Origin of the sequence: Coleofasciculus sp. G1-WW12-02, assembly GCF_040219735.1 — a bacterium.
Taxonomy (GTDB): Bacteria; Cyanobacteriota; Cyanobacteriia; order Cyanobacteriales; family Coleofasciculaceae; genus Coleofasciculus.
In genome coordinates, this window is record NZ_JAVJRX010000100.1 from 66853 (window position 1) to 93820 (window position 26968).

The 26968-nt window shown below is 46.4% G+C and carries 28 protein-coding genes; 16 read left to right on the forward strand and 12 right to left on the reverse strand.

All coding sequences use genetic code 11. The features are described 5' to 3' along the window. Nucleotides 1–60: 60 nt before the first annotated feature. Nucleotides 61–288: a hypothetical protein gene (locus RID09_RS16320; RefSeq protein WP_446336980.1), complete on the forward strand. Its 228-nt coding sequence runs from the start codon at nucleotides 61–63 to the stop codon at nucleotides 286–288. A gap of 91 nt (nucleotides 289–379) precedes the next feature. Here RID09_RS16320 and RID09_RS16325 read toward each other — a convergent pair whose 3' ends face one another. Further along, nucleotides 380–1696 carry an NB-ARC domain-containing protein gene (locus tag RID09_RS16325; protein WP_446336981.1) on the reverse strand — a complete coding sequence of 439 codons (1317 nt, stop codon included), beginning with the start codon at nucleotides 1694–1696 and terminating at the stop codon, nucleotides 380–382. A 178-nt stretch (nucleotides 1697–1874) separates the two neighbouring features. Here RID09_RS16325 and RID09_RS16330 point away from each other — a divergent pair, with 178 nt between their 5' ends. Beyond that, a complete protein-coding gene (locus tag RID09_RS16330) occupies nucleotides 1875–2792 on the forward strand; it encodes a glycosyltransferase family 2 protein (protein ID WP_446336982.1) in 918 nt (305 codons plus the stop codon). A 65-nt stretch (nucleotides 2793–2857) separates the two neighbouring features. Here RID09_RS16330 and RID09_RS16335 read toward each other — a convergent pair whose 3' ends face one another. From RID09_RS16335 to RID09_RS16360, 6 genes are all read right to left on the reverse strand, one after another. After that, nucleotides 2858–4198: a TIGR03279 family radical SAM protein gene (locus tag RID09_RS16335; RefSeq protein WP_446336983.1), complete on the reverse strand. Its 1341-nt coding sequence runs from the start codon at nucleotides 4196–4198 to the stop codon at nucleotides 2858–2860. Nucleotides 4199–4243: 45 nt separating this feature from the next. After that, complete coding sequence (locus tag RID09_RS16340) at nucleotides 4244–4792, reverse strand: hypothetical protein (RefSeq protein WP_446336984.1); 549 nt, start codon at nucleotides 4790–4792, stop codon at nucleotides 4244–4246. Between the two features lie 180 nt (nucleotides 4793–4972). Beyond that, nucleotides 4973–6067, reverse strand: coding sequence for an ABC transporter ATP-binding protein (locus RID09_RS16345; RefSeq protein WP_446336985.1), 1095 nt, complete (start codon nucleotides 6065–6067; stop codon nucleotides 4973–4975). 118 nt (nucleotides 6068–6185) lie between these two features. Continuing rightward, nucleotides 6186–7061, reverse strand: coding sequence for a carbohydrate ABC transporter permease (locus RID09_RS16350; RefSeq protein WP_446336986.1), 876 nt, complete (start codon nucleotides 7059–7061; stop codon nucleotides 6186–6188). 7 nt (nucleotides 7062–7068) lie between these two features. Beyond that, nucleotides 7069–7974, reverse strand: a complete 906-nt coding sequence (locus RID09_RS16355) for a carbohydrate ABC transporter permease (protein WP_446336987.1) — start codon at nucleotides 7972–7974, stop codon at nucleotides 7069–7071. A gap of 47 nt (nucleotides 7975–8021) precedes the next feature. Continuing rightward, the gene (locus RID09_RS16360) at nucleotides 8022–9326 is read right to left on the reverse strand and encodes an ABC transporter substrate-binding protein (protein WP_446336988.1); all 1305 of its coding nucleotides are present in this window, start codon (nucleotides 9324–9326) and stop codon (nucleotides 8022–8024) included. Between the two features lie 477 nt (nucleotides 9327–9803). Between RID09_RS16360 and RID09_RS16365 the strand changes: the two genes are divergently transcribed. The 7 genes from RID09_RS16365 to RID09_RS16395 all read left to right on the forward strand — a co-directional run bounded on the left by RID09_RS16365 (nucleotide 9804) and on the right by RID09_RS16395 (nucleotide 17216). Next, complete coding sequence (locus RID09_RS16365) at nucleotides 9804–9956, forward strand: hypothetical protein (protein ID WP_446336989.1); 153 nt, start codon at nucleotides 9804–9806, stop codon at nucleotides 9954–9956. A gap of 250 nt (nucleotides 9957–10206) precedes the next feature. After that, nucleotides 10207–11478, forward strand: coding sequence for an acyl-CoA dehydrogenase family protein (locus RID09_RS16370; protein ID WP_446336990.1), 1272 nt, complete (start codon nucleotides 10207–10209; stop codon nucleotides 11476–11478). A gap of 131 nt (nucleotides 11479–11609) precedes the next feature. Further along, nucleotides 11610–12179 (forward strand): 2Fe-2S iron-sulfur cluster-binding protein, encoded by a 570-nt coding sequence (locus RID09_RS16375; protein ID WP_446336991.1) that lies wholly within the window; start codon nucleotides 11610–11612, stop codon nucleotides 12177–12179. After that, the gene (locus RID09_RS16380) at nucleotides 12172–13167 is read left to right on the forward strand and encodes an FAD binding domain-containing protein (RefSeq protein ID WP_446336992.1); all 996 of its coding nucleotides are present in this window, start codon (nucleotides 12172–12174) and stop codon (nucleotides 13165–13167) included. Before RID09_RS16375 ends, RID09_RS16380 begins: the two co-directional genes overlap by 8 nt. Continuing rightward, entirely contained in the window at nucleotides 13164–15296 is a 2133-nt protein-coding gene (locus tag RID09_RS16385; RefSeq protein ID WP_446336993.1) for a xanthine dehydrogenase family protein molybdopterin-binding subunit, read from the forward strand. The genes RID09_RS16380 and RID09_RS16385 overlap by 4 nt, the downstream gene beginning before the upstream one ends. Before the next feature lie 16 nt (nucleotides 15297–15312). Then, nucleotides 15313–16443 carry an XdhC family protein gene (locus RID09_RS16390; RefSeq protein ID WP_446336994.1) on the forward strand — a complete coding sequence of 377 codons (1131 nt, stop codon included), beginning with the start codon at nucleotides 15313–15315 and terminating at the stop codon, nucleotides 16441–16443. Between the two features lie 98 nt (nucleotides 16444–16541). After that, nucleotides 16542–17216, forward strand: coding sequence for a nucleotidyltransferase family protein (locus RID09_RS16395; protein ID WP_446336995.1), 675 nt, complete (start codon nucleotides 16542–16544; stop codon nucleotides 17214–17216). Here RID09_RS16395 and RID09_RS16400 read toward each other — a convergent pair. Beyond that, the gene (locus RID09_RS16400) at nucleotides 17134–17451 is read right to left on the reverse strand and encodes a cupin domain-containing protein (RefSeq protein ID WP_446336996.1); all 318 of its coding nucleotides are present in this window, start codon (nucleotides 17449–17451) and stop codon (nucleotides 17134–17136) included. The genes RID09_RS16395 and RID09_RS16400 overlap by 83 nt on opposite strands. Before the next feature lie 45 nt (nucleotides 17452–17496). Here RID09_RS16400 and sufU point away from each other — a divergent pair, with 45 nt between their 5' ends. From sufU to RID09_RS16430, 6 genes are all read left to right on the forward strand, one after another. Continuing rightward, the gene (sufU, locus tag RID09_RS16405) at nucleotides 17497–17931 is read left to right on the forward strand and encodes a Fe-S cluster assembly sulfur transfer protein SufU (RefSeq protein WP_446336997.1); all 435 of its coding nucleotides are present in this window, start codon (nucleotides 17497–17499) and stop codon (nucleotides 17929–17931) included. A 169-nt stretch (nucleotides 17932–18100) separates the two neighbouring features. After that, entirely contained in the window at nucleotides 18101–18775 is a 675-nt protein-coding gene (locus RID09_RS16410) for a response regulator transcription factor (protein ID WP_446336998.1), read from the forward strand. A gap of 15 nt (nucleotides 18776–18790) precedes the next feature. Beyond that, nucleotides 18791–20311 (forward strand): sensor histidine kinase, encoded by a 1521-nt coding sequence (locus RID09_RS16415; RefSeq protein ID WP_446336999.1) that lies wholly within the window; start codon nucleotides 18791–18793, stop codon nucleotides 20309–20311. Between the two features lie 177 nt (nucleotides 20312–20488). Further along, a complete protein-coding gene (locus RID09_RS16420) occupies nucleotides 20489–20776 on the forward strand; it encodes a peptidase (protein WP_446337000.1) in 288 nt (95 codons plus the stop codon). Between the two features lie 68 nt (nucleotides 20777–20844). After that, entirely contained in the window at nucleotides 20845–21540 is a 696-nt protein-coding gene (locus RID09_RS16425) for a rubrerythrin family protein (RefSeq protein ID WP_446337001.1), read from the forward strand. Between the two features lie 142 nt (nucleotides 21541–21682). Further along, nucleotides 21683–22123: a QcrA and Rieske domain-containing protein gene (locus RID09_RS16430; RefSeq protein WP_446337002.1), complete on the forward strand. Its 441-nt coding sequence runs from the start codon at nucleotides 21683–21685 to the stop codon at nucleotides 22121–22123. A gap of 194 nt (nucleotides 22124–22317) precedes the next feature. Here the strand turns inward: RID09_RS16430 and RID09_RS16435 are convergent, their stop codons facing one another. The 3 genes from RID09_RS16435 to RID09_RS16445 all read right to left on the reverse strand — a co-directional run bounded on the left by RID09_RS16435 (nucleotide 22318) and on the right by RID09_RS16445 (nucleotide 25218). Next, nucleotides 22318–23472: an AAA family ATPase gene (locus RID09_RS16435; RefSeq protein ID WP_446337003.1), complete on the reverse strand. Its 1155-nt coding sequence runs from the start codon at nucleotides 23470–23472 to the stop codon at nucleotides 22318–22320. A gap of 231 nt (nucleotides 23473–23703) precedes the next feature. After that, nucleotides 23704–24225: a hypothetical protein gene (locus tag RID09_RS16440; RefSeq protein ID WP_446337004.1), complete on the reverse strand. Its 522-nt coding sequence runs from the start codon at nucleotides 24223–24225 to the stop codon at nucleotides 23704–23706. A gap of 57 nt (nucleotides 24226–24282) precedes the next feature. Beyond that, the gene (locus RID09_RS16445) at nucleotides 24283–25218 is read right to left on the reverse strand and encodes a metallophosphoesterase (RefSeq protein ID WP_446337005.1); all 936 of its coding nucleotides are present in this window, start codon (nucleotides 25216–25218) and stop codon (nucleotides 24283–24285) included. A gap of 133 nt (nucleotides 25219–25351) precedes the next feature. Here RID09_RS16445 and RID09_RS16450 point away from each other — a divergent pair, with 133 nt between their 5' ends. After that, nucleotides 25352–26017 (forward strand): hypothetical protein, encoded by a 666-nt coding sequence (locus RID09_RS16450; protein WP_446337006.1) that lies wholly within the window; start codon nucleotides 25352–25354, stop codon nucleotides 26015–26017. A gap of 256 nt (nucleotides 26018–26273) precedes the next feature. Here the strand turns inward: RID09_RS16450 and RID09_RS16455 are convergent, their stop codons facing one another. After that, complete coding sequence (locus RID09_RS16455) at nucleotides 26274–26582, reverse strand: hypothetical protein (RefSeq protein WP_446337007.1); 309 nt, start codon at nucleotides 26580–26582, stop codon at nucleotides 26274–26276. Nucleotides 26583–26968: the final 386 nt, after the last annotated feature.

Here is a 26968-nt window from a genome sequence, read left to right on the forward strand (position 1 = left end):
TCATCAATTGTGGACACCTCCGTACTTTATAATTGTCAAAACTACAAATAGGAAACAACAATGTCAACCATTTATCGTTTAAAAGCAAACGAAATCGATCGTAATTTCCTGGAAGAAATAAAAACAAAATTTGGAGATAAAGAGATTGAAATTATTGTGTCAGAATTTGATGAAACTGAGTATCTTTTAAAATCAGAAGCCAACAAAACTAGGCTTTTAGGAGCTATTAAAAATGTTAGAGAACGGAAAAATCTAGTTGAAATTAATTTACAAGATTTGCAGCAGTAATTATACTAAATCCAAGTTTCCCACCCCAGCTATAAGTCAGTCCGCGTAGGCGGACTTTGTTTGTGTAGCAGCGATTTCAATCGCCGTGGCTTTACTCCTCCAACGGAGTCATTAATTGCAGTGTCACTTCCCGAACGGCTGGTGGTAAAATGAATCGACCCTCCGACTTCTCCACTAGCGATCGCTGACTCAGGGAACCCAGCGCCCGAATCACTTCCTGGGGCGATGTGTCGCTAAACTGCTGTTGCAGTGCTTTAAACGAAATCGGCTCTTTTTGATGAGCCAGATAAACCAATACTCTTTCTTCTAATTCCGATAAGCGGTCTAAAATTTCCTCAATGAAATCACTAATATCGTGGGTAAACAACGTCGTTGATAAAAAATCCGTCACATCACCATCAAAAACTTCCTTAATCGTCGTCGCCACCAGCTTGAGCATAAACGGATTACCGCGATAGCCTTGAATTAACGGTTGCCATTTTTTCTCGCCGGATAATCCTTTTTCCTTTAAAATGAATCGAGCCGCCTCTCCCAAGCCTTCTAACTTAGATGAACGAACCGGTGAGGTTTCACCTTCTAATAACGAAATTTCATTCAGTTTCTCCTGAGACGTGATTAGTACACAGCTTTGATGGGGTTCTTGTCCTAAACGTCGAAAAAAATCACCATACCCTTCATAGCTTTCTCGGTAAATCCCGGCTAATTCCCCACTTTGTAAAATCGATTCCACACCATCTAAAATGACTAAACAACGGTGTTGTCGGAAATAGTCAATCAGCCAGGAGATGCGCTGATCAGGGGTTTTAGGGATTACCGTTTCCGGTTGCTGGGATAAGTCTTGAATTAAGGCGGCGAGAAGATCAGACACAGAAGGCGCTTGACGTAGCGATCGCCACCTGACAACCTGAAACTTATCCTGTAGCTGTTTCGCCAACTTCACCGATAACGCCGTTTTACCAATACCACTCATCCCCAACAGCGCCACCAAGCGACAGCCTTCCTGAATAATCCAGCGTTCCAGGGTTTTCAGTTCATCACCACGCCCGTAGAATACGGAAACATCCGGTGCTTCACCCCAATCTCGGCGATTTTGCGGCTGGGGTGAGGTAGGGGGACTCTGGGAAACAGGGGGACGGTTTGGGGTATCCTTTTGCTGCTGGAGATACTCTTGATAGCGGTTAACCAGGATTTGTTGCAATTTGGTCAGTTTAACTGGACCTCTACCCGGAATTTTAAACTTTTGGTAGACTTCGCTAAGCCGCTTACGCACAGCATCTCCACTAATCTGAAGATGAGACGCGATCGCAGCCGTTCCATGACCCTCCATCGCCAAGGACAAAACCTCTAATTCAGACTTGGATAGACCCCGTTCAGTCGCAATGGTTTTGAGAAAATCCTGAGAAATCACCGTCGATGCTCACACTTATACCAGACTCCACCCTTCAGCTTAACTCATATTTATGAGAATAAATGCAGTCGATTTGGGAGTGATCAGGTCAAAAAGAGGTAGCCGAACCCTAAATACAAGAAGTCATGATAAATTTTGAAAACACTAGACGGGATTTTTACTCCCAGGCTTATTTATCATGCACGAAAGTAGCCAAGTCAACCAAAAATTATCCTCTAGCCGTAATGGTTTAACGGCAAACTGTCCGCCATTTTCCCTCATCCTTCCCGTTTACAACGAAGAAAAAGGCATTACCCTCACCATCGATCATCTCCAGAACACTCTGAAATCTATTAACGGCGAGTATGAGATTATCGCTGTTAATGATGGTTCCACCGACGGAACGGGTGAACTGCTGCGCTCCTGCTTTAATGTTAGAGTCATTGAACACCGCCGGAATCGGGGATATGGTGCGGCGCTAAAGACAGGAATTCGACAAGCTAAGTATCCCTTAATTGTGATTACCGATGCTGATGGCACCTATCCCAACGAAATGATTCCCCATCTGGTTGCTTTAACCCAAAATGCCGATATGGTTGTGGGAGCGAGGATTGGTCCTCAGGTTCACTATTCAAATCTGCGGAAAATACCGAAATGGTTTCTCATTCGCTTTGCTGAATGGATCACAAATAGTCGAATTCCCGATCTCAACAGTGGACTGCGAGTTTTTCACAAGAGTGTGGTCAAACGCTTTCTGAAGATACTGCCAGACACATTTAGCTTCACGACCACCATTACAGTAGCCATGCTAGCGAATAACTATATCGTACATTACGAACCCATTAACTTTTATCATCGTCAGGGTAAAAGCAAGATTAAGCCAATACGCGATACCTTGCGTTTTATTCAATTAATTCTGCGAACGGGAGTTTACTTTGCTCCTTTAAGAGTGTTTATTCCTATCGCAGGATTATTTTGGCTGGGGTTCTTTTTTACCTTTATTCAAGATATTTTTGTTCGCGAAAATCTTACAGAAAGGACACTTATTCTTTTGATTGCTGCTACCCAAATTACTATGTTTGCACTTTTAGCTGATATGCTTGAAAAACGCACTTAGTTAATGCTATAAATTTTACCTAAAATTAGGAATAGCTTTAAAGTTGACTGTAAATTTTAGCCAGATTATAGTTTTATTGCCCTACAATGCTCCAGCAATTCCTCAATTCCCTGGACGACTAAAATTTGCGTTCCTAGCTGACGACTTACCTCTGCTACCGTCATATCATCTAAAAACCTTGTATCATCATGTTTGAGCATCAGTGCAGGGAGCAAAATCCCGTCGCCGAAGTCTTTCCCTGACAATTGGTTGAGTAAATCTTGTCCGGTTAACAACCCTGTAACTGTAATCTCTTGTCCCCAATATTCACTCCGTAGCGCTGCTAGTTTGACATCCAATCCCTCAACCTTATTTAACTGCTGCAATAGAGGAACAAACGCCGTTTCCACCGCATTACCTACCACCCAGGTTAATTCTCGCTCAGGTTCTACACGGCTGGGTAATATCCGCGTTGCTGCATCTTGAAATTGTTTAATAAACTGGCGAATTGAACCCACACCATTACCGATTTGGGGATAATCTTCGTAATGAGATTCTGGTGGTAATTCCTGTTTAGCGATTAAAAACCATTCATCGGCTAACCAAGCAAATGTAGAGCCGAATTGCTGGCGAAATTTTGTTTGTAGGGATTGAACTTTCTGGATAACCTCTGCGGCTTTTTCTCGACTGACAGGAATTAATTCATCTTCTGAAGGGCGAAAGCGAGTTAATCCCACAGGAACAACGGCAACTGAAGCCACAGCCGGGACTTCATTTTGTTGGAATTGGGCTAAATCTTTCAGGGTTTGTTCTAAATGAATGCCATCATTAATACCGGGACAAACCACAACTTGAGCATGAATTTGCAGTCTCCGTTCCTGAAACCATTGCAACTGGTCTAAAATCTGCCCAGCACGAGGATTTTTGAGTAATCGGCTGCGAATTTCCGGTTCCGTGGCGTGGATGGACACATACAAAGGAGATAGACGCAGGCGTTCTATCCGATTCCATTCGCTTTGAGTGAGGTTGGTTAGGGTTAAGTATGAGCCATAGAGAAAGCTGAGGCGATAGTCGTCGTCTTTGAGATATAAACTTTGCCGCTTTCCAGGGGGTTGTTGGTCAATGAAGCAAAAGGGACAGCGGTTATTACATTGGATTAAGCCGTCAAATAAGGCGGTTTCAAATTCTAACCCTAAATCCTCGTCGTAGTCTTTCTCAATTTCTAGAGAATGGGTTTTTCCCGCCGCATCTAGGACTTCTAATTCCAGTATTTCATCGGCACATAGAAATTGATAGTCGATTAAGTCGCGGGGAGCTGTACCATTGATCGAGATAATGGCGTCACCCGGTTCAAACCCCACCTCAGCCGCGATGGAGTTGGGGATGACTTTGTTAATTAAAGCCGGACGGATAGAAGTTTCACTCATTGGTTATTTGTCATTTGTTTATGTTTATGTCAAGGCACAGGGAATTCAAAATTCTAGTTCTTGAACGCCATTGGGTGTAATTTGATAACCCCACTCCGGATGCTGGGAAATTGCCCGTTCTATTTCGGGTCGAAGAATGGGATCTGCCATGAATTGGGCAACAGTTGTGAGATCGGGTCGTTGATTATAGAGACGCAGACGACGCAATGGTTTAAATCGGGTTGGGGTTTTGCTGGGATGACAAGAATGTTTCACCAAGTCACACAATCGACGGTAGTTCTCTTGTCGTTCTTCCAGAGTATGCCCTGTATCAAAATCAGCCTCCGTAAAGACAGGTAATCGAGGGGGATTTGAGATGTTTCGCGGTTTCCAACCGTAGCGTAAGGCTTTGATCAGATAATCATTCGGTTTCTCAAGTTCTCCCTTGGCGCAATACTCGATGAATGCTTGAATCGACGGTTCTAAATTATGAGAATAGTTGTAAATTGTTTCTTTTAACTGTTCATCATTGAGTTTAACACCTAGCTTTTCTAACTCAGCTTGGTATTGGAGAATAATATCGACGTGACCGGGATCAAGTTCTAGAAAGTCCATGTGATGATTTTTCGACTAGACGCCCACTTATAGATCATAGAGGTTTTCCAGAGAGGTTTTCCAGATCCCGTGAAAAGTGAAAAGTAAGGTGTAGGGGCGGGTTTGACGATTATCTTTTCGGTTGCACAAAAAATGTGACTAAACCCGCCCCGACTGTCGTCAGTTTCGAGACTGGATAGGTTAGGAGTGATGGGTGAAGCGATCGCCTGATTCTACATCAAACCAGTGCATCGTTTTCTCCGGTAGGGCTAGAGTCACCGTATCTTCTTCACCATCCCAGTAGTGATCAGCGGGTAACAACGCCCGAATTGTCTTACCTTCTGACCCTTGGGAACCCCTCATCCGCACGCTAATCAGTTTTTCTTTGCCCATATCTTCAACGAGATACACGTTACCCTTAATGATTTGGTTATCTCCTTCTCTGGCAATCCGCACATTTTCGGGACGAATACCCATGATAATTTGGCGTGGTTTTTTCGGCAAGTTGGGCAGTTTCAGTTTAAAGTCACCCAGAATAGCATAATTCTCCTGACAGCTAAGGGTTAGTAGGTTCATTTGGGGACTGCCCATGAAACTAGCAACAAAACTATTAGCGGGGTAGGTATAAATCTGATAGGGAGTATCAAGCTGTTGCAATACGCCCTCGTAAAGTAAGGCAATGCGAGTAGAGAGAGTCATTGCCTCGGTTTGGTCGTGGGTAACATAGACAACGGGTTTGTTTTGAGATTTAAATAGTTGCTTGAGTTCTGCCCGAACTTGTTCTCGCAGCAGGGCATCTAAGTTACTCAAGGGTTCATCTAATAAAAAGACTTCCGGTTCCCGAACTAAGGCGCGGGCAACCGCTACCCGTTGTCGTTGTCCACCAGAGAGTTGACGGGGTTTGCGTTCGAGTAAGGAACGGTCTAAATCTAGCTTGAGAATGACATCATCAATGCGTTTGCGAATTTCATCGCTAGGGGTTTTACGGATTCTCAGAGAAGCGCCGATATTTTCCTCTACAGTCATGTGGGGATAGAGGGCGTAACTCTGGAAAACCATGGCAATGTTGCGATCGCCGGGAGGGACAGTGTTGACCGTTTGTCCACTGATTACAACTCTACCCTTGGTTGGGGTTTCCAATCCAGCAATTAATCGTAGTAATGTGGATTTGCCACAGCCAGAGGGTCCGATAAATGTCATAAATTCACCATCTTCAACCTCTAAGCTGATGTCTTTAATCGGCACTGTTTTGGGATTGTATTCTTTGCGTAAATTCTGTAATTCTAGTTTTGCCATGATTTTTACCTATTGAGTTTTAAATGGGAGCATGTCAAGGAAACTTGAGTAAAGGGCGACCCGATTTTATTGAATGGACACAGTTGTTAATTTGTGCAAGCGAGTCGCCCCTACAACCTCATCCTTTAACTGCCCCAGCCGTGATTCCTTGAACAATGCGACGCTGGAAGAGGAGGACTAACACAATCAGGGGCAACGTTCCAGCTACTGTCGCCGCCGCGATCGGACCGTAAGGGATTTCAAATACAGATGTGCCACCGATTTGAGCCACTGCCACCGGGATAGTTTTCATTTCATTTTGAGTAATAAACGTCAAGGCAAAGATAAATTCATTCCAGGCAAAGATAAATGTCAAAATTCCCGTCGTTACCAGGGCAGGGATGGTCATCGGCAGAACAATTTTCAGCAGCATTTGTACTGTGTTGTATCCATCAACCTTAGCCGAATCTTCTAAGTCTTTAGGTAGCTGCTGAAAGAAACTCCGTAGAACCAAAATAGTCAGCGGTAAATTAATTCCGGTATAGGGAACAATTAAGGCGATGTAGTTATTTCCCAAGCCGAAAAGTTTCACCACCTCTAGCAGCCCCAGAAACAGTAGCACGTAGGGAAAGAGACTGACGACGAGGACACAGCCTAGAACAATCTGCTCTCCCGGAAGTCTTAACCGTGCCAATGCATAAGCGGCAGGCGCTCCGGCGATTAAACACAAGAAGGTGGAGGTTAAGGAAACAAGGGCGCTATTGAAGATATAACGCCAAAAGGGATAACGATCAAATAGCTGCGTGTAGTGAGTCCAAGTGAGTTGATCTGGCGCGGGAAAATAGACATTAGGAATTGCCGAAATTGCCTCATTCACCTTGAATGACGTGAGAACTTGCCAAAGGGCTGGCGCGAGGCAAAAGATTAGCGTTAAGACAACACCAACCCAGAGCATAATTTGCTTGGTATTGATTCGTGACTTTTTTTGTGATGATGATTGTTGAGCGATTGCCATGGTTAATCTATTGGTCTCCTAAAACATTAAGCCGGGTTTTTGAGAGCAAAAATGCGACAATTGCTACGGCGATAATCAGCAATAGAAATGTTACGACCACCAAAGCAGCACCGTAACCAAAATCCAGATAGCGCCTCACCGTGTCGTAAATATAGAGTGAGATCATTTCCGTAGCATTAGCTGGACCCCCTCCCGTCATCACTAGGATCAAATCAAAAATACCGAAGGCTTGAGCAAATCGAAATAATAAGGCAATCAGGATTTGTGGGGTTAGCAAAGGTAAGGTGATTTGCACAAAGCTTTGTAGTGGAGAGGCTCCATCAATAGCATGAGCTTCATAAAGATCCTCAGAAATTGATTGCAATCCTGCCAGCAGAATGATCGCAAAAAAAGGCGTTGTTTTCCAGACATCAGCCGCAATCAATGCCACCATTGCTAAATTAGGTTCACCCAACCAAGTTACCGGGTCAACGACGGGTAAAAATCGCAAAATATCGTTGGCAACGCCATACTGATCATTGAAAATCCACTGCCAAGCTAACCCCATGACGGCTGTTGGTAACGCCCAGGGAATGAGTGCAGCCGTGCGAACTAAACCTCGTCCAAAAAAGGCTTGATTTAGAACTAGGGCAATTGCCATTCCTAGCACTAATTCAACCAGAATCGAGGACACCGTAAAAACGGTCGTGTGCCAGATGCTTTGCCAGAAGCGCCCATCACCCAAAAGCCGTGCATAATTTGCCAGTCCGGAAAACTCTGGCTGCAACTCAGTACCCAAATTTTGAGTGAATAGACTCAACCAAAATGCCCGTCCAATGGGATAGGCAAATACCATTACCAAGATAAGTATGGCGAGTAGGGTTAGTAACCAACCCGTTCGGATCTCTTTTTGCCGAATTGAACCTTGTTTCATAGTGACTTTATTGACTTACAACTAGCCGTGAAACCTGCTGCTTCACATTAATCTCCCAAGAGTCTACGAGTCTCCTGGGCTGCCCGATTCATGGCTTCTTCTGCACTTAGGCTTTGCGTAATCGCTGCACTCAGATAACGCTGTAAAATATCCGAGGTTTGAGCATATTGGGCGATGGGTGGACGCAGAACCGCTTTTTCCAGAACTTCTAAAAGTTTGGGAAGGTAACTATATTTAGCCACCAGTTCGGGATCGGTATAAAGGGATTTGAGAGCTGGAGCATAGCCTGTTGCCAATATGAATTGTTGTTGTACCTCCGGACGGTTAAAGAATTCAATCACTTTCCAGGCTTCGTCGGCGTGTTTCGTCGATTTAGAAATACCCAGTCCCCATCCACCTTGGCAAGCACCACTGCTATCATTAGGTTGGTGTACCATCGGCTTGATTGCAAATTGACCCGCAATTTCTGAGTCGGCTGCTAATGTGTAAACGTAGGGCCAATTTCGCAAGAAAATAGCTTCACCGTTTTGGAAGATGCGCCGGGTTTCTTCTTCGGCGTAAGTGGTGACACCAGGGGGAGAAACGCCTTTGTCAATGGTATTGCGTAAAAATTCGACAGCTTGGATAGCTTCGGGTTGATCAAGTCCAACTTCTAATGTGTCTGGATTCACCCAAAAGCCACCAAATCCTTCCAGGATTTCCACAAACATAGCAGACAATCCTTCGTACTGCTTCCCTTGCCATAAATACCCCAAATCAATGTCTGTTTGTTGTTGCAAAGCTTGGGAGATTTGCATGAGTTCGTCAAAAGTTTCGGGGGGTTCGTATCCACCTTGCTTTAATAAGTCAGTACGGTAGTAGAGCATACCCCCGTCGGAACGGAAGGGCATCCGATAAAGTTCACCGTTGTAGCGTCCCCCCTCTACATCCCCTTGCAAAAACTCTGCTAATTGGTCTTCAGAAACTCGGTCGGACAGAGGCATTAACCATCCGGCGGCGGCAAATTTTGGCACCCAAACAATGTCTAGATAAACGAGATCGTAAGGAGATTTTCCTAGTAAGAAAGCCGAGGTATAGAGGTCTTCAACCAAGTTAGTTTCATTCGGTCCTTCGATGATTTCCAGATTGATGCCTGGATTTTGTTGTTCAAAGTCCTCCACAAAAGGTTGCCACTGGGATGCTTCTAGGGCGCTCATCAATACTTGGACTGTGACGGGTTGTTGGGTCAATGCTGGGAGAATTAGAAACTGAATTGCGGCAATTGAGGCAATCAGTAAGATTAAAAAACGAGGGAATCTTTTGATTCTGAAGATGCCTCTTTTGAGTCTGCTTAATTGCTGACTAATGTTCATTGGATGCTCTGACAATTCAATAGGGTTCAATTCACCTGTGTGATGACGATTATGCCCTGTCTCTGACAGGATTGCTCTTGGCGCTGGCATTGGAGTCAACACAACAAGGTGTAGAAGCTTCAGCCTAATTGTAGCTAACGCTTATGAAGTACTTTACCTCATCGCTCGATTTGACGAGATGTCAATCTAGGTTAGCGCTAGATGTAAAGAAATGAAACTTAAATTTATTTAAGTTAACATTGAGAGAACAATGAGGCAAGAGCGGCTCGGTCAGTCGATTCGGGTGTGCAAGATACTGGTATCCTGTTTCGCTAACATAATTTATACCTCCATAGTTAGTTGACAATTTGCACCTGTGGCAATAATTCCAAGTTAACGTGGGATGGGCAAGTTCCAGCAAGTCTCTTGTTCAGCTTTTCAGGCTTTATCCTACTTGCCTACCCTACATCAAATAGTTTCGTGAAAACGGTGTCAGTTATGTGTCCAGGGTTACGATTAATAGAAATTGGCTATGATATTTTGCCCGAAAAAATGGTTTTCTGGGGATTGATCATTATGCCCAAGGTTATTCTGTATGGGATTGATGATGAGAAATCTGCATTGAGCCAATGTGCCATTTCTCAAACATAGTAAAATAAGGGGCTATGCTTATTGAGGATTTTACTAAATACATTAGCTAGATAATACCTTTGATGAAACAACTGATTTTTTCCTATTTTTTACCAAGCTGATTTTAAGTAATCCGATTTTTCGGATCAACTGTCTTATCTAGCCGCCCTAAAGAATTTGGGCAATCGTCTGTTGCCGTTCCCTGCTCTTTGTTTCCTTTGCTAAAAATTGGATAGTCTAAGGAAGGGATAATTTAACTGTTTGTTGCCAAATGTCACTAACCGCAGCTAACCAGGGTGTTGCTCAAGATATCGCGAATCAGTCCAACCTTTTAGAGGTGGCGGATGCTTACTTGCGCCAAATCGTTGCCCCTCGCGCATCAGAGATAGATCAGGATACACAGGCGTTGCGAACCGCGCTCCAGGGATTAGGCTCTCGCAACCTCCTAGCGCTGAAGGTTCCCCAACGTTGGGGAGGTGCAGAGGTTACTCCTGTCACCTTCTTTCACTTCCAGCAACACGTCTGTCGCTATTCGGGCGCGTTGGCATTTCTGCAAACTCAGCATCAGAGTGCAGGTGGCTTTTTGGCAAAGAGTGACAATGAAGCCTTAAAGCAGCGTTATCTTCCCCCCATGGGGAGAGGTGAGGCGTTAGTGGGGGTAGGATTCTCCCAACTGCGACGCACTGGGAATCCTCCAGTCAAAGCGACGCCCGTGGATGGGGGCTATCAGATTACTGGAAATGTCCCTTGGGTTACGGGTTTTGGCTTGTTTGAGGATTTTGTGATTGGGGCGACATTACCCGATGGTCGGGAACTCTATGGTATAGTGCCGTTTACGTCTACGGAGCAAGCTGTTGGGGGTGCGATCGCGTTTAGTGAACCGATGGTGTTAGCGGCGATGAACTCCACGAATACAGTGTCGGCGAGTCTGACTGATTGGTTTTTACCCCACGAGTCTGTTTTATTCATCAGAAAAGCCGGGGCGATTCATGAAACGGATCGAAAAAATGTGTTAAATCACGGGTTCTTTTCCTTAGGCTGTGCTAAAGCAGGATTAGATATTGTGGCCGCCGTTTATCGACGCAAGAAATTAGGGTTTATTCAAGCGGCTTTTGATCATCTCCACGCCGAAGTCTTGGACTGTGAAGCCGCTATGATTGCCGCATTATCAACAAATTATGCTGACACCGAAGATCAGGAAAATGGAGGAGATAGGGGAGATAGGGGATATAGGGGATATAGGGGAGATAGGGGAGATGAGGGCGGGTTTAGAAACATCCGGGTGACAACAAATGATAATAGTGAAACCCGCCCCTACATGGGGAAAAAACGTCCCCAATCCCTACAGCTAAGGGCGTGGGCAATTAATTTAGCGGGGCGCTGTACCAATGCAGCGGTAACAGTTTCTAGTGGGGCGGCAAATATCCAATCCCACGCCGCCCAAAGAGTCTATCGTGAAGCTGTAGTATTTACGGTGTCTGGGCAAACCACGGCGGTAATGGAAGCAACCTTGGCGCAGTTAGTCTACTCGCCTCTAAATTAGGGGTGATGGGGAGCATGTGGAGACGCGCCATGGCGTCTGTGTGTAGGGGCGGGTTTAGGGACTAATATTGATTGTTATCCCTAGCTTGGCGGCAAAACCCGCCCCGACCATAAGACATAAGACATAAACAAATGACAATGACAAATGACGAAATAACAGTTAACCTGACGATTAACGGACAGACGCGATCGCTGACCATTGAACCACGAGTTACATTACTAGATACACTGCGCGATCGCCTTAACCTTACAGGCAGTAAAAAAGGCTGTGATCATGGTCAATGTGGCGCTTGTACAGCCCTCATTGACGGACAGCGGGTTTACTCCTGTCTCTCCTTAGCTGTCATGCAGGAAGGCAAGGAGATTGTTACCATTGAGGGACTCAGCGTCGGCGATACTCTCCATCCCGTACAAGCCGCATTTATCGAACAGGATGGTTTCCAGTGCGGCTACTGTACACCCGGACAGATTTGCGCTGCTGTCGCCCTCCTTGACGAAGTAAAACAAGGCTGTGCGAGCGCTGTCACAGAGGATCTCTCCCATCCACCTCAACTAGCAGAACTCTCTGAGGCGGAAATTAAAGAACGACTGAGTGGGAATCTCTGTCGCTGTGGCGCTTATAATGGCATAGTCGCCGCCGTGCAGCAAGCCGCCGGACAGACGCCACCCTCTCCTAGCGCCACCGTCTTGGTCAATGAATAAATTCTCTTATATCCGCGCCACTTCGGTAAACGATGCCGTGCAACGAGCAATGACGGATCAACAAGCCCTGTTTATTGCTGGGGGGACTAACTTAGTTGACCGAATGAAAGTCTTTCTGGATCAACCCTCCCAGCTTATCGATATCTCCCGCTTGCAGATGCGGCGGATTCAAGATACGACAGCAGGCGGTTTGCGGATTGGCGCACTGGTGAGTAATACCGCCGTTGCGGATCATCCGACTGTCCGCCAGAACTATCCTGTACTCTCGCGGGCGATTTTGTCGGGTGCCTCTCAGCAAATTCGCAATGTGGCAAGTGTGGGTGGTAATCTTCTACAACGCACGCGCTGTCCCTACTACTACGACACTGCCTTCCCCTGCAATAAACGGCAGCCAGGGAGTGGTTGTCCGGCGGTAATGGGGATGAATCGGATGCACGCCATTTTTGGCGCGAGTGACCAATGTGTGGCGGTTCATCCCTCCGATATGTGTGTAGCGTTGGCGGCGTTGGATGCGGTGGTTGAGGTGGAAGGAACCAACGGGAGGCGGCAAATCCCATTCACCGAGTTTCACCGTCTCCCTGGTGACACCCCCCAACGGGACACAACGTTAGAACCCGGAGAACTGATTACGGCTGTGGTGTTACCCCCTGTACCCTTTGCTCAATCGGGTGTTTATCTTAAACTACGGGACAGGGCGTCCTATTCCTTTGCCCTGGTTTCAGTGGCGGCTATGGTGAATATTGCCGCAGATTCTATTATTGAGGCGCGTTTAGCCCTAGGTGGCGTTGCTCACAAACCCTGGCGTCCCCAGGAAGCCGAGACATTTTTACGGGGAAAACCTGCCAACGCCGAAACATTCCAGGAAGCAGCAGACATGGCGCTACAGGCAGCGCAACCCTTAGTTGACAATGGTTTTAAAGTGGAATTAGCCAAACGCGCGATCAGGCGATCGCTCATACTATCAGCCAAGGGGGAAAGTCTCGCATGAGTCAGGTGATAGGGAAAAATGTTAGCCGCAAAGATGGACGTGCCAAAGTCACAGGAACGGCAACCTATGCCGCAGAACACCCGATTCCGGGACTGGTTCACGGGTATCTGGTAACTGCCAGTATTGCCAAGGGGCGGATTAAATCCATTGATACTCGTGCAGCAGAAGAAATACCGGGGGTGATTGCCGTTTTCACTCATAAAAACGCCCCGCCAATATGCCCACCCACCAATAATTTCATCACCTCGAAAATCTACGAGGCACGTTTACCCCTATCCGATGATACCGTTCACTATGGGGGACAAATTATCGGCTTAGTGGTAGCAGATACCTTTGAACGGGCAAGACATGGGGCGCATCAGGTGAAGGTTGAGTACGATATCCAACCGCCAGTGGTTGAGGCGAAAAACGCCACATTCCAGGAAGCTCCGTCCATGTTTGGTGAGTCGTTTACCTTTGAAAAAGGGCAGTTTGCCACAGGAGATTTTACGGCTGGGATGGCAGACGCAGCCGCGACGGTTGAGGCGACATACACCACCCCCACAGAACTCCATGCCCCCATGGAACCCCATGCCATTATTGCCCAGTGGCAAGGCGATTCCCTCAGCGTCTACGAACCGTCACAGTGGGTAATGGGTTCCCAACGCACTTATGCTGAACTGTGTGATATCCCTGTAAAAAAGGTACGGATAATAACGCCGTATATTGGTGGGGCATTTGGTTGTAAAGGCTTCCCTTGGTCTCACGCGATTCTCTGTGTCGCCGCCGCCCGTCAGCTACAACGTCCCCTGAAACTGGTTCTCAGCCGCCGACAGATGACCGCGAATACGGGACATCGTTCCCAAACTGAACAAAGGATTCGTCTGGCGGCAAATGCAGAGGGTATACTGAGTGCGATCGCGCATGAGGTTAAGTCCTGTACCTCTCCCGTCGAGGTTTTCACTGAACCTTGTACAAATATTACACCGGTCATGTATGCTGCCCCCACGATGCAGTTAAATCAGGAACTCGCTGTCCTGAACGTGGGTACACCGACATTTATGCGTGCACCAGGGGAAAATCCGGGGATGTGGGCGCTGGAATCCGCCATGGATGAACTGGCTTGGGCGCTGAATTTAGATCCGGTGGAACTGCGGCTGAAAAACGAAACGAAGGAACATCAGCGCAAAGGATTGCCTTTTTCTGCCAAGCACTTTGCTGATTGTTTGCAAATGGGCGCACAACAATTTGGCTGGAAAGATAGACCGATGCAAACCCGCGCCCTCACCCGTGAGGGTCAGCTAATCGGCTGGGGTATGGCGGCAGCAACGTTTCCGGCACTTCGCGGTCAAGCATCGGTTAAAGTGCGCCTATTACCCGATGGCACTGTGCATATCCTAACCGCCGCTAATGACATGGGTACAGGTGCTTATACCATGATTGCGGTGACAGCAGCCGAGGCGCTGGGTGTACCCGTGGACAATGTGCGCGTGGAATTGGGCGATTCCCAATTACCCGATGGTGGGATGGCTGGGGGTTCGATGATGACAGCCTCGATTGCCCCCGCCGTCATGGAAGCGTGTCAGGAAGTACTGAAAACGGCGAATTGTACAACAGCATCGGCTGCCTTTGATGCCCTGCGTCAATCTGGGCGGGAAGCATTTGAGGCAACGGCTTCGACAGCACCGGGAGATGAGGGCAAAAAATGGGCATTTCAGTCTTGGGGTGCACATTTCTGCGAGGTGGCTGTGGATGAAGAAATCGGGCGTTTGCGGGTGACGCGCTGGGTGTCAGTGATGGATATTGGGCGGGTGATGAATGGGAAAACGGCGGCGAGTCAGGTGCGCGGTGCTGTGATTATGGGGATTGGGCAAGCGTTGATGGAGGCGTGCCACTTTGACCCAGATATTGGCTATCCTGTGGTGTATGACTTGGCGACCTACCACTTTCCGGCACACGCAGACATTCCTCGGATTGAGGTGACATTTGTTGGTAAACCGGATTTAAACTTTAACCCAGCCGGGGCAAGGGGTGTGGGTGAAATTGGCATTACCGGGGTGGCGGCGGCGGTGGCGAATGCCGTTTATCACGCGACGGGTAAGCGATTGCGGAATCTGCCCCTGACACCGGAGAAGTTAACAAATCAGTAGTCAGAGTGGCTCACTTATGAAAGAATTACAGAACATTCTGCAAACATTTGAGCAAACGAAGAACTCTGATCAAAGCATCGCCCTCGCCACCCTCGTCAAAGCCTCGGGTTCGACGTACCGACGCCCTGGTGCGCGAATGCTGATGACTTCAGGGGGAAAGATGGTTGGTTCCCTGAGTGGTGGTTGTTTAGAAGGTGATGTTTTTGAACAGGCGCAAGGGGTGATGACTTCTGGCAAACCCATTGTTGTAGAGTACGATACGATGTCCGATGAGGATATTATCTGGGGATTGGGACTCGGTTGTAATGGAATTGTTCAGATTCTGATTGAACGAATTAAACCAGAGAATTCATTCAACCCGCTAACATTTTTAAGCGACTGTATCCGCCATCGACGAGTGGGATTTCTAGCAACGGTGTTTCAGGTTGAGGGTGAGATCAAAACCAAAATTGGAACTCGCTTAATCCTGTATCCAGATGGTAGAGTCGAAAGCAATATCCCAGATACTGATTTAGTTACCCAGATACGCGATGATGCCCAGAACGCGCTTAAAAACAGTCGCTCATTGATAAACACTTATCCCTTACTCATCGGTAAAGCTGAGGTGTTTATTGAGTTTATCCAGCCGCCCATACCCCTGATCATTTTTGGTGCAGGTCATGATGTTTTACCATTAGTACGCTTGGCGCAAGAATTGGGATGGTATGTGACAGTCGTGGATAACCGACAAGCGGAAGTGACAGGAGAACGGTTCCAATGTGCTGATCACGTCATTCTTTCGTCTCCAGAAGAAGTCTGCGATCGCGTTCACCTCAATCATCGTACAATAGCTGTAGTTATGACCCATAACTATCTGCATGACCTGGAACTTCTGAAAACCCTCTTACCCTCTCCGGTACAATATTTAGGTATCCTTGGTCCCAAAAGCCGAACCGAAACCTTACTGCAAGATTTGCCAGAAGAAATTACCCCAACCGAACAACAACGTCAACGTTTATATAGTCCTATTGGTCTTGACATTGGTGGGGATACACCAGAAGAAATTGCCCTATCCATTGTGGCGGAAATTCAAGCCGTTATCAGGAATCGCACGGGCGAGTCGCTGAGAAACCGACTAGGACCCATTCATGACCGCAGCATCAAATAATTCAACATTTATCGGACAGTTTATCTTAGTTCGTAGTAGGCACCAAGCGTGCCAGAAGCGAAGACAGCACTTACTACAAACATATAGAGCAGTTTAGCATGAATTCTTCAGCAGTTGGTCTAATCATTCTGGCAGCAGGAGCATCCACACGCATGGGTACGCCCAAACAACTGCTAGACTACCAAGGACGCAGTTTTATTCGCCACACCGCAGAGGTTGCGATCGCCTCTGTCTGCCAACCGATTATAGTTGTGTTGGGGGCGTATGCAGAACGAATACAGCCGGAACTCAGTGATTTACCTGTACAAGTGGTCAAAAATCAACAATGGCGGGAGGGAATGAGTGCTTCAATTCAGGTTGGTTTAAACGCGCTGCTGACGGGGAATCCTCACTTAGAAGCCATTGCGATCGCGCTTTGTGATCAACCCTTCGTTTCGTCTCAAACCCTTAACCATCTCGTTGAAGCCTACCGTTCTACGGGTCAACCTATTATTGCATCTGAATATGCTGGAACGCTGGGTGTACCTGTGTTATTTAACAATACTTTATTTCCCGAACTCATGGCGCTTAAGACTACCGAAGGGGCAAAAAAACTGATTCAAAACTACTATCCTCAAGTCTTTAGTATTCCCTTTTCCAAAGGAGCAATTGATATCGATACACCTAAAGACTATGAACAACTATTTTCTCCTATAGATTACCATGGACAGCAAGCCAGATGCAGGGTGGGTGAGAACTTGTCCATTCAACTCGATGCTTTTGATGAGCATTAATCAGAACATAATCCCCGGCTTTGAGTTCAATTCTCGAACCATCATCATAGGCAAGAATTGCTTCACCCTGAAGCAGGATCACCCACTCATCCTGCTGTCCGTCATACCATTCTCCTATAGGTGTCGTTTGTCCCGTGGAGATAATGCGCTCAATTAAAACGCTATCACTAGAGACTAAAGCCTCAAATAGTTCTTCATTAGGCAGTTGGGGCGGTAAGTTGAAAATATTGGGCATATCTAATGAATGATGGAACTATCCTCTATTGAATGTTAAAAGATTATGACTTCTTCAATTCATCAGCGCCGATTATATCAGCAAATTATTCTGGAACACTCAAAAAACTCTAGAAATCGAGGCACAACCAATCCTGTAGATGGATATCATTACGGACATAACCCAATGTGTGGCGACACGATTGAACTAACGATACAACTTAATCCAACAGGCGATAGGATTGAAGATATTAAATTTGAGGGAAAAGGTTGTGCGATCGCGATCGCGTCAGCCGACTTGATGGCGGATACGGTACGGGGGAAAACCATAGCCGAAGCCTTGTCAATGGTGGAACGCTTTCGAGAGATGATTACCGGACAAGGTGAGTTTTCCCCAGAGTTGGGGAAACTGAATGCTTTACAGGGTGTTTCCCAGTTTCCTATACGGATTAAATGTGCGACATTGAGTTGGCATACGCTTAAAGCCGTTATAGAATCTTAACGCGAATCCTCATGTAATAATTTTAAATTTGGCGGCTGTCAATGGTTTACCTGTCAGACTGTGTTATCGACGGATTAGAAAAAATTGTTTGCTGCGAATCCAATTTATGGTTTACGAAAGTGAAACGTTATTATAGAAACTATCTACCCGTGAATAGCTGTGAACAATCATGAGGATTTTGCTGGTTGAGGATGATCAGCGCATTGCTAAAGCGCTGGCAGAAACTCTGCAAGACCAACATTATATTGTTGATATGGCTACCGATGGCGAAGCGGGGTGGGATTTTGTCGAAGCATTCAACTATAAACTCATCCTGCTGGATGTGATGCTACCTAAACTGGATGGAATTAGCTTTTGTCAACGCTTGCGACGTTCCGGTAAAATGACCCCGGTGCTGATGCTGACGGCTAAAGACACTAGCAATGATAAGGTGATTGGATTAGATGCAGGTGCGGATGATTATGTGGTGAAACCCTTTGATTTGCCAGAATTAACCGCTCGGATTCGGGCATTACTGCGTCGAGGCAATTCTAGCCTACCCCCGGTGCTGGAGTGGGAACGTCTGAGCTTCGATCCGAATACCTGTCAAGTCACTTATGCTGAACACCCCCTGCATCTGACGCCCAAGGAATACAGTTTACTGGAATTACTGTTACGAAGTCATGGTCGTGTGCAGAGTCGTAGCGCTATTTTAGAACAGCTTTGGTCATGGGATGATCCACCCGGAGAAGATGCGGTTAAGGTTCATATTAAAGATTTACGCAAAAAACTTAGAGCAGCAGGCGCTCCACCGGATTTGATTCAAACGGTTTATGGTATCGGGTATCGGCTGAAGCAAAATTAGCCAGGGGAAAGACGTATGGTCAGAGAAGATCAGGGAAATCAGGGACATAAAAAACCGTATAAATTTTTACCAAAATTGGGTATCAAAACCAGGTTCCCTATAAGCAAAGCAAAGGGTCAAAATCCAAAACTCAGTCAGGGCGGGTTTCGCACAAACGTTACCCTCAATAGCCAAAAGAAAATCCCTAAACCCGCTTCTACATACTCAAAACCCTGCCCTCTTTCCGAAGTAAAGCGTCAAAACTCTGTCAGCCCCCAGTTTAAATCCTTGCGCTGGCGTCTGTTGGGTTCCTACCTGATGGTTATGGTGGCAATTCGGGTCATATCCAATGGTGTAGTCTATGAATTTTTTGCCCATAGTCTCTATCAGCAATTAGATAACCGTCTGCTCAATTTAGCCCAAGCGGCGGCTCATAGTTTAGTGGCGATTAAGCAGGATAAAGATGCCGTTGATCAACCTGCTTATCGCCCTTTAGACGGAGATGGTGATCTCGACATTCCCTGGCAAAATCTGAGTAAACCGGATCAAAGTGTGGAGTGGTTTGGGGCGGATCAGCAACGGTTAGCTATCTCTGGCACACTTTCGCCCACTTTTCTCCTACAAGAAGGGTTCCAGACAGGTGAACAAGGGCAGATTCGTACCCTAACGATTCCCGCATACAGTTACCGCCAAGGAGAACGACAACTCGAAGGTTATGTTCGCGCCAGTGAATCTACAGAGTCTGTGGAAGCTGTCCTCAGCCAGTTACGTTGGGGATCTGGGGTAGCCGGTATCCTGGCTTTTGGATTGATGGGGGTGGGCGGTATGTGGCTGACTCGGCAGTCGATGCAGCCGATTGAGCAGAGTTTTCAGCAACTTAAACAGTTTACAGCCGATGCGTCTCACGAGTTACGCAGCCCCCTGACGGCGATTAAGGCGTCAGTGGAGGTGATGCAGACTCATCCCGAACGGATTCATCCGGCGGATGTGGAAAAATTGGCTGCGATCGCGTCGGCGACTAGCCAGATGAGTCGTTTGGTGGAGGATCTCCTGTTACTCGCCCGAACCGATGCGACAACCGCCGCACCAACCCGCGAATGGATGGTGATTCCCCTTGACGAACTTTTGGAGGATGTTGAGGAGCGTCTCGAACCCAACGCTGAAGCCCAAGACATTACCCTGAAATGCTTACTACAACCTGATGTTTTTGTCAAGGGAGATGCTTCTCAACTTTTTCGTGTATTTTGTAATCTGCTTGAAAACGCTCTGCAATACACTCCATCCGGGGGTACAGTTACCCTGTCGATGAGCACAGATGAAACCTTGGTGGTTGTCAGTGTGGAGGATACAGGGATTGGTATCGATCCAGAACATTTGCCGTTTATTTTTGATCGCCTGTGGCGAGCCGATAAAGCCCGAACTCAGCGCCAGGAAGGTTCAGGGTTAGGTTTAGCGATCGCTCAAGCCGTTGCTCAACAACATGGTGGAGACATTACGGTGACGAGTGAGTTAGGAGTTGGCAGTTGTTTTCAGGTGTATCTGCCCATAGTTTCTTAGGGGTAGATAGCCGTAGGGGCATGGCACTGCCGTGTCCCTACTGGTGGTGTGACTTTTTTTTGACAAAACTGTGGTATCCACCCGAGTTCTTTACCTTTTCCACTTAAAGTCTTAACTATAGCCGGAAACAGTGATGGCTAACATCAGAATTCTCAAGCAATGGAGGAGGGGATGCCCATGATACGCACGTTTCGTAAATACCACCGCCTAATCGCGATCGCTGCCTGTCTCCCGTTAATTATAACCGTGATTACTGGCATGGGTTACACCATTTTTGATGAATGGTTTCATCAAGACGAGATCGCTAGGTTTCTAATGCAACTGCATACTCTGAAAATTTTGGGTTTAGAAACCATCTATCCGCTGCTGAATGGTTTGGGATTAGTGGGGTTGTTAGTTACAGGGTTAAGCATGACAGGTTTATTTAAGAAACGTCCGTCTATTCAAAAAACAGGCAACCACTAAAATCCTGATCAGGTTCCCACTTACAACTTAAAAAGAGAAAACTATTTAATAATGAGGAGAGTGCAACGATGAGTCATCTACTTAAAAAAACAGCTACGTTTGTATCAATTTTAGGTCTGGGAGTGTTCGCATTAGTCGGTTGTACTCAGCCAACCCCAACCGCTACGGTTGAACCGTCAACATCGGTGACAACCCAAGAGGTTTCTCAGGAAACATCCAGCCCAGATGGAGTGACATTGAAAAACCTCCAAGCTGCCTATAATGGTGAATCCAATGCTCATACTCGTTATCTAGCCTTTGCCAAAAAAGCAGAAACAGAGGGCTATCAACAAGTTGCCCGTCTCTTCCAAGCGGCTGCCCAAGCTGAGGCAATACATGCAGCTAATCACGCGGCTGTAATTCGCAAACTTGGTGCTAAACCGGAAGCAACGATTGAAACTCCAGAGGTTAAATCCACTCGAGAAAATCTGGAAGAAGCCATTAACGGAGAATCTTATGAGCGGGATACCATGTATCCGGAGTTCATTGAGCAGGCTAAGCAAAAAGGCAATCAAGAGGCAGTTCAAACCTTTACTTATGCCGTACAAGCTGAAACTGAACATGCTAAATACTACACTCAAGCCAAAGACAACCTCGAAGACTGGAAAGACGCTAAAATGGTGTTCTATGTTTGTCCTGAATGCGGATTTACCACCAATAATTTAAACTTTGAAAATTGCCCAGAATGTGGCACGGCAAAAAATTTGTTTGGAGAGGTTGTTTAGGGTGATGATTGCAAACGAATAGTTGAAAAAATTCAATTGATCAACCGGATCAAGTATATTGGTAGAGGCGCAAAGATTACGCATCTACACTAGGCTGTACCTTACACCCTTGGGAAGGGCTATCGTCAAGACGTTTTAACCTATGAATCGCCGAGAATTTATAACTTGGGTTGGTATTGGTGGTATCGCCAGTTACTTGCCCGTCGCCATTGTTGCTTGTTCGCCCAAAACAGATGAATCAACCTCTGCGGCTAATCCCACTCGTGCGGATGGATTTGAGTCTGTTGGTGCAGTCGCTCAATTGGATCAAAACGGTGAAATCCTCAACGAACAATTTTCCATCGGTTCAATCTTGGTGGTGCGTGATCCCGGCGACTCGAACAGGATTATAGCGGTCAATCCTACCTGTACTCACACGGGTTGTACAGTAAAGTGGCAAGCAGATCAAACGGAATTTGTATGTCCCTGCCATGATTCTAAATTCACGATCAATGGCGAAGTCATTCAAGGACCGGCTAAAGATTCCTTGGCAGGTTATGATGTGAAGCAAGAAGATGATTTAATTCTGGTCAAAGCTGGTTAAAACAAACTTACACACAAACGCAACTTATGGTGAGGGCACGATAGTATCGTGCCCCTACGAATGGTAATTTAGATGTCAAGAAAACGTAAGTTCTAGGAGAGACTAAAATGACGTGTCTTTAGACTGGCGATTTATTCCACCCTGCCTGATCCTTCGCTCGTGTCAGGATATTTGAAGTAAGGGTTCTTGCCGATTTAGCTAACCGAAACCTCCATCAGTTCTTTGAGCAAGGAATTGCTATCTTGAGTCATTGACGGTTCTGGATGCTTGGCGATAATCATGGGAGTGTCTCCCATTTCACTATCCGGGATAGCTTGGAGAAGGTAAACCTGTTCCGGGTTGACATTGGCAATCACCTGGGGTGAATGAGTCGCCACAATAAACTGACAGTTGGGGAAAGTTCGAGTCAGTGCTGGCACAATCTCGTGTTGCCATTTAGGATGCAGGTGGAGTTCAATCTCATCAATCAGAACCACACCACTCCCTTCTAGGGGATTCGCTAACCCCGGATTCGCGATCGCTAACCGTTTGGCTAAATCGGCGGCGAGTGCGAGCAAGCCTTTTTCACCTTCTGATAGCTGATTAACAACTAATTCTCGACCTTGTTTTGTCACCGTCATCCGTAAGGGGGCGCGTCGCACCCGCAAGTTAGCAAAACCGGGCAACAGAGAGGATATCGCTTGTCTGATGGCTTCTAAGAGGCGATCGCGGTGTTCAGGATTATCTCGACGCCATTCGTTTTCTAGATCTTCAAGATCCTTAAACCACTCGAAAAAGCTGCTAAAGTTAATCGACACACCGATTAGGGCTTGGTCATAAATCACCAGTTGGTTTGACCAATGGTATTTCGTCGGTTCTTGGGTAACCTTGTCGCAAAACTGGCGGTTGACGGGATAGTAAACCACTACGGGTAAATTCACATTCAGATTGTTTTGCAACTGATTCTTAATTCGCAAACAAATTCCTTCTAACTCTCGAATATGCCCACCCCGGGGTCGTCCCTTGGTATTGGATAACGAGAGAAACCAACTGATCTGCCGTTCCCTTAGGGAAATCGTGATCTCATTTTTTGTGTGATGGGCGCCATTGGCGATATCTCCCTGACTAAAAAAATGTCGCGGAATTTTCCGTTCTTCAGTAATGTCCTGTTCATTAATAAAATGTCCCGTTCCAATCGGATCTTGAAGTTCCGCCACAAAATGGGAAAGTAGGAGTGCGATACAGTCGAGAATACTGGATTTTCCCGTTCCGTTGATCCCCACCAAGACTGTTGGTTCAGTCTCCTGGAACTCCAGCGTCAGATCGCCGATGCCACGGAACGAGTTGATTTTCAGGCGCTTGACTTTCATGGCTTATAGTAGGCTGATGGCAATAAAATGACACCGATATGAAAAGCAGCAATTGTTATCGATACTGCTGATGATAATCTGATCGGCTGAGCTTGTCCGGCATAAGCCTCACACAATTGAGCAAGGAACTCCTTTTTTTACCTTAGAAAGACGTACCCTGACACATCTAGAACATGAATGCGTAATGTCTGAGGCATCGCTAACTGGGGTTACGCTAGCCGGCTCCGACGCTTAGGGAGCAATCAAGAGTGAAGCTTCCCAGAAATAAACGCGATCGCAATATTGAAATCTGCTTGTACAGACAGCTTCCAGGGAAAGATTTTGCGTGTTGGTCACATCCAGCGATACGAAAGCGGGTTCTCCTCCAGGTGAAACGGTTCGAGATTCAGCCCTTACTCCATCTATATACACATTAACAAGAACGCTGGGACTACCTTGGTCGTTATCGCGCATGCCAAACCCTAATTGCAGCCTCTCAAATGTGACATTCTCCTGATTGGGTTGCAGCCTACAGGTCAATGATGCCTGAGTATCGCCTGGACCCATATAAAATCGCGATGGGTAAACCGCTTTATTGACGACAACGTTTTCACTTCGACGTCTCCAGTTGCCAATACCCGCATCCACACAATTGAGCCTCAGCAGGGAGGTTGAGCGTTCTTGCGCTTGTACAATTTGCTGACTTTGGGCAGTTAACGCCACAAATAGGAGTCCACTGGCAATGATTTTCTGAATCAGTTTGCTTTTCATCATTTGATAGATTACCCACACCAACAGGCGTCAATACTACATCATCCCATGGGCTGAGGTTCATGCTTCACCAGATGGAATCACCCCTTGATCAAAGATTTGACCCTTTGTATCAATACCACGAACTAGGATGCGATCGCGATACACCTCGTAAGCGGCAAAACTTAGCTTTGAGGCGGAATGGGCAGTCCATGGCGAACGCCCGACAGCACGAACTCCAGCACCAGCACCACAAGTTAAATAGGTTGTCCCATTAATCGGAAAAGTACGCTCGTAGTTGTGGTCATGACCATTAATATAGAGTTGCACGCCGTATTTTTGAAACAGGGGAGTCAGGGTTTCAATAAACCTTTGATTCAATCCGTAGTGACCCGATGAATAAATTTGATTATGTCCAAAGACAATCTTCCAGGGTGCATCGCTGCGGCGGAGTTCCTGTTCTAACCACGGTAACTGACGCTGCCAATCCGCATTAGCGTTTGTATCCATCGCCCAAAATTGGACTGATCCCCGCCGAAAGGTATAGTATCGTCCCTGCATGTTGAAACCTGGATACCGGACTTGGGGATCACCATTGGCGGTGCGGATGTCATGGTTTCCCAGACAAGCGTGAAATTTCACTCCATTTTCCAGTAAGGCTTGATAGGGTTTTTCAAAGACTGCCTCTATCTTTTCAATCTCGCCATTGTTATAAATATTGTCACCCGCCAGAATCACTAACTGGTATGGATTCTGTTGATAATAAGCAGTCATTGCCTCTGCCACAGCATATTGTCCGGCTGCACCTGTACCTGTATCAGCAACGGAAACAAAGCTTAGCAGAGGTGGATCTGGGAATTGGTTTTGGGTGTCCGTTGAGGGTGTTGACTCAGGAGTCTGGGAATGGGGATCACTCGTCTGAGTCGTTTTACGGGCGTTGAGGTTACTACCAACGGCAATAACACCTAAACAACTGATACCACTCAAAATCAGAAATTGACGGCGTTTGAGGCTCATAGATCTAGAGCAGTCATGCAGACTGAAGACAAGACGGGCAAAAATGCTAAATTTGTGCTGTAGGAACAGCGTTCTGTAAGAAGAATCTAGCGCATTTTATGGCAATTGGCGTTGCTGGGGAGGGAGATTTAAGATGTCAAAGGAGCAGCATAAGCCTCAGACGTCCGTAGAGGCAGATGAATCCACTCAAGAAACTAATACGGCTGAACCCACTCGCCCGTCTAAAATAGTGGATTGGCTCTATCCCAGCTTTGAAACCGTTGAGAATATCTGGGATAGCATTTTGGCAAAAATTCGCTCTGTACTGCCACAGGCGTGGAATCAAAAGCTATCGGATTGGGGATTGACGGGCGCGATCGCGGCTTTTATTGTTGTCATACTGGTAACGACAGTCGCCCTAACCCTAGAGACACCGACACAGTTAGCCAAAGAAGTAAAACCAGAACCCATCTCTACACCTCCAGAATTAGCCGTACCTGAACTTGCACAAACTCCGGCACTTACCCCAGAACAACGCCTGATTACAGCGATTCAAAATCAAGTGGCTGAAATTACGGATCACTATGCTAATGGACTAATTAAATCCATTCAAGCCAACTTTCCGGGTAGTCGTCTGATTGTAACCGTCAGTGACGGCTGGTATGAATTGGAGACACAGGAGCAAGATCAGCTAGCTAGTGAAATTTGGCGTCGCTCGAAAGAATTGGAGTTGAGCAAACTGGAAATCACTAATTCCGATGGAACTCTATTGGCGCGGAGTCCAGTAGTCGGTTCTGGGATAGTAATTTTACAGCCTTAGACATTCGCCCCCTATTCAATACTCCACCAGAGAGAAAAGCCAGGGAAGCCCGTTTGTAGGGGCGGGTTTTACAGATAACATTTTGCCACAAACCCATAACTTAATTAAACCCGCCCTTCTAGGGAAGCAATAGGTAGGTACTTATATCTTTAGGACTTACTCAGCCAATCTACCTAGAGTAGGAGCAATTCATGAATTGCTCCTACATGTAGTGGCTATGCCAATCAAATACTACATCTGGAACATCAAAAGCTGATCAGCGCATGGCTTTCTCAAGCTGGTTGGCAATATTGAATTGAGCCAGACTGGGGGATTCAATCTCAGTTCTGGCTAGTTGTTCTAACTCAATCGCTAGCGATCGCAGGTAGTCTGCTCGTTGGCGCATTCGGGTACTGATTCCCTCTGCACCAGTGGCAAGGCACTCTGGGCAAACATCACTAACATATTCGCCAGATTCCCGATACGCTCTTGCCACCACCTCTAACGGGAAAAAAATGTTACCGCACAAGTTGCAACGGCATTTTTCCTCGAAGTCATTACTCTCAACTTTAATTTGAATGGGCATGGAAGCTGTTCTCCAATATATATATGCAATTGTGGGATAGCTGGAATCCTATCTGGACTTGGCTAAAATGGACAGTTTATTTAATTATTTATTTTATTTTAACAATAAATGTAGTTAATTGTACAGATTATTCCTAATGAAAGAGAGAGGTTTTTTTGTTAGCTTTCCCTGACAATGATCCCGCCTATTTCACACCCAAGGGCTATCATAAAAAAATACTCAGAGTTAAGACCCTGAGTATAAATTGCCAAACAATTTAGTCAACGACGACAAATGAGCGATGACTCTATTGAGGCTTCGCTCGAACCGGAATTGGAGGAATTACAACACGTTTATGTTCCTTCGATTCTCAGCCGATGAACTCTTTGAGAGGTTATTTGATCAAA

What these genes read in the sequence shown, in the direction of transcription:
- RID09_RS16320 (WP_446336980.1), top strand. Translation starts at nt 61, where the DNA reads ATGTCAACCATTTATCGTTTAAAAGCAAACGAAATCGATCGTAATTTC.
- RID09_RS16330 (WP_446336982.1), top strand. Translation starts at nt 1,875, where the DNA reads ATGCACGAAAGTAGCCAAGTCAACCAAAAATTATCCTCTAGCCGTAAT.
- RID09_RS16335 (WP_446336983.1), bottom strand. Translation starts at nt 4,198, where the DNA reads ATGAGTGAAACTTCTATCCGTCCGGCTTTAATTAACAAAGTCATCCCC.
- RID09_RS16340 (WP_446336984.1), bottom strand. Translation starts at nt 4,792, where the DNA reads ATGGACTTTCTAGAACTTGATCCCGGTCACGTCGATATTATTCTCCAA.
- RID09_RS16345 (WP_446336985.1), bottom strand. Translation starts at nt 6,067, where the DNA reads ATGGCAAAACTAGAATTACAGAATTTACGCAAAGAATACAATCCCAAA.
- RID09_RS16350 (WP_446336986.1), bottom strand. Translation starts at nt 7,061, where the DNA reads ATGGCAATCGCTCAACAATCATCATCACAAAAAAAGTCACGAATCAAT.
- RID09_RS16355 (WP_446336987.1), bottom strand. Translation starts at nt 7,974, where the DNA reads ATGAAACAAGGTTCAATTCGGCAAAAAGAGATCCGAACGGGTTGGTTA.
- RID09_RS16360 (WP_446336988.1), bottom strand. Translation starts at nt 9,326, where the DNA reads ATGAACATTAGTCAGCAATTAAGCAGACTCAAAAGAGGCATCTTCAGA.
- RID09_RS16365 (WP_446336989.1), top strand. Translation starts at nt 9,804, where the DNA reads ATGTGTCCAGGGTTACGATTAATAGAAATTGGCTATGATATTTTGCCC.
- RID09_RS16370 (WP_446336990.1), top strand. Translation starts at nt 10,207, where the DNA reads ATGTCACTAACCGCAGCTAACCAGGGTGTTGCTCAAGATATCGCGAAT.
- RID09_RS16375 (WP_446336991.1), top strand. Translation starts at nt 11,610, where the DNA reads ATGACAATGACAAATGACGAAATAACAGTTAACCTGACGATTAACGGA.
- RID09_RS16380 (WP_446336992.1), top strand. Translation starts at nt 12,172, where the DNA reads ATGAATAAATTCTCTTATATCCGCGCCACTTCGGTAAACGATGCCGTG.
- RID09_RS16385 (WP_446336993.1), top strand. Translation starts at nt 13,164, where the DNA reads ATGAGTCAGGTGATAGGGAAAAATGTTAGCCGCAAAGATGGACGTGCC.
- RID09_RS16390 (WP_446336994.1), top strand. Translation starts at nt 15,313, where the DNA reads ATGAAAGAATTACAGAACATTCTGCAAACATTTGAGCAAACGAAGAAC.
- RID09_RS16395 (WP_446336995.1), top strand. Translation starts at nt 16,542, where the DNA reads ATGAATTCTTCAGCAGTTGGTCTAATCATTCTGGCAGCAGGAGCATCC.
- RID09_RS16400 (WP_446336996.1), bottom strand. Translation starts at nt 17,451, where the DNA reads ATGCCCAATATTTTCAACTTACCGCCCCAACTGCCTAATGAAGAACTA.
- sufU (WP_446336997.1), top strand. Translation starts at nt 17,497, where the DNA reads ATGACTTCTTCAATTCATCAGCGCCGATTATATCAGCAAATTATTCTG.
- RID09_RS16410 (WP_446336998.1), top strand. Translation starts at nt 18,101, where the DNA reads ATGAGGATTTTGCTGGTTGAGGATGATCAGCGCATTGCTAAAGCGCTG.
- RID09_RS16415 (WP_446336999.1), top strand. Translation starts at nt 18,791, where the DNA reads ATGGTCAGAGAAGATCAGGGAAATCAGGGACATAAAAAACCGTATAAA.
- RID09_RS16420 (WP_446337000.1), top strand. Translation starts at nt 20,489, where the DNA reads ATGATACGCACGTTTCGTAAATACCACCGCCTAATCGCGATCGCTGCC.
- RID09_RS16425 (WP_446337001.1), top strand. Translation starts at nt 20,845, where the DNA reads ATGAGTCATCTACTTAAAAAAACAGCTACGTTTGTATCAATTTTAGGT.
- RID09_RS16430 (WP_446337002.1), top strand. Translation starts at nt 21,683, where the DNA reads ATGAATCGCCGAGAATTTATAACTTGGGTTGGTATTGGTGGTATCGCC.
- RID09_RS16435 (WP_446337003.1), bottom strand. Translation starts at nt 23,472, where the DNA reads ATGAAAGTCAAGCGCCTGAAAATCAACTCGTTCCGTGGCATCGGCGAT.
- RID09_RS16440 (WP_446337004.1), bottom strand. Translation starts at nt 24,225, where the DNA reads ATGATGAAAAGCAAACTGATTCAGAAAATCATTGCCAGTGGACTCCTA.
- RID09_RS16445 (WP_446337005.1), bottom strand. Translation starts at nt 25,218, where the DNA reads ATGAGCCTCAAACGCCGTCAATTTCTGATTTTGAGTGGTATCAGTTGT.
- RID09_RS16450 (WP_446337006.1), top strand. Translation starts at nt 25,352, where the DNA reads ATGTCAAAGGAGCAGCATAAGCCTCAGACGTCCGTAGAGGCAGATGAA.
- RID09_RS16455 (WP_446337007.1), bottom strand. Translation starts at nt 26,582, where the DNA reads ATGCCCATTCAAATTAAAGTTGAGAGTAATGACTTCGAGGAAAAATGC.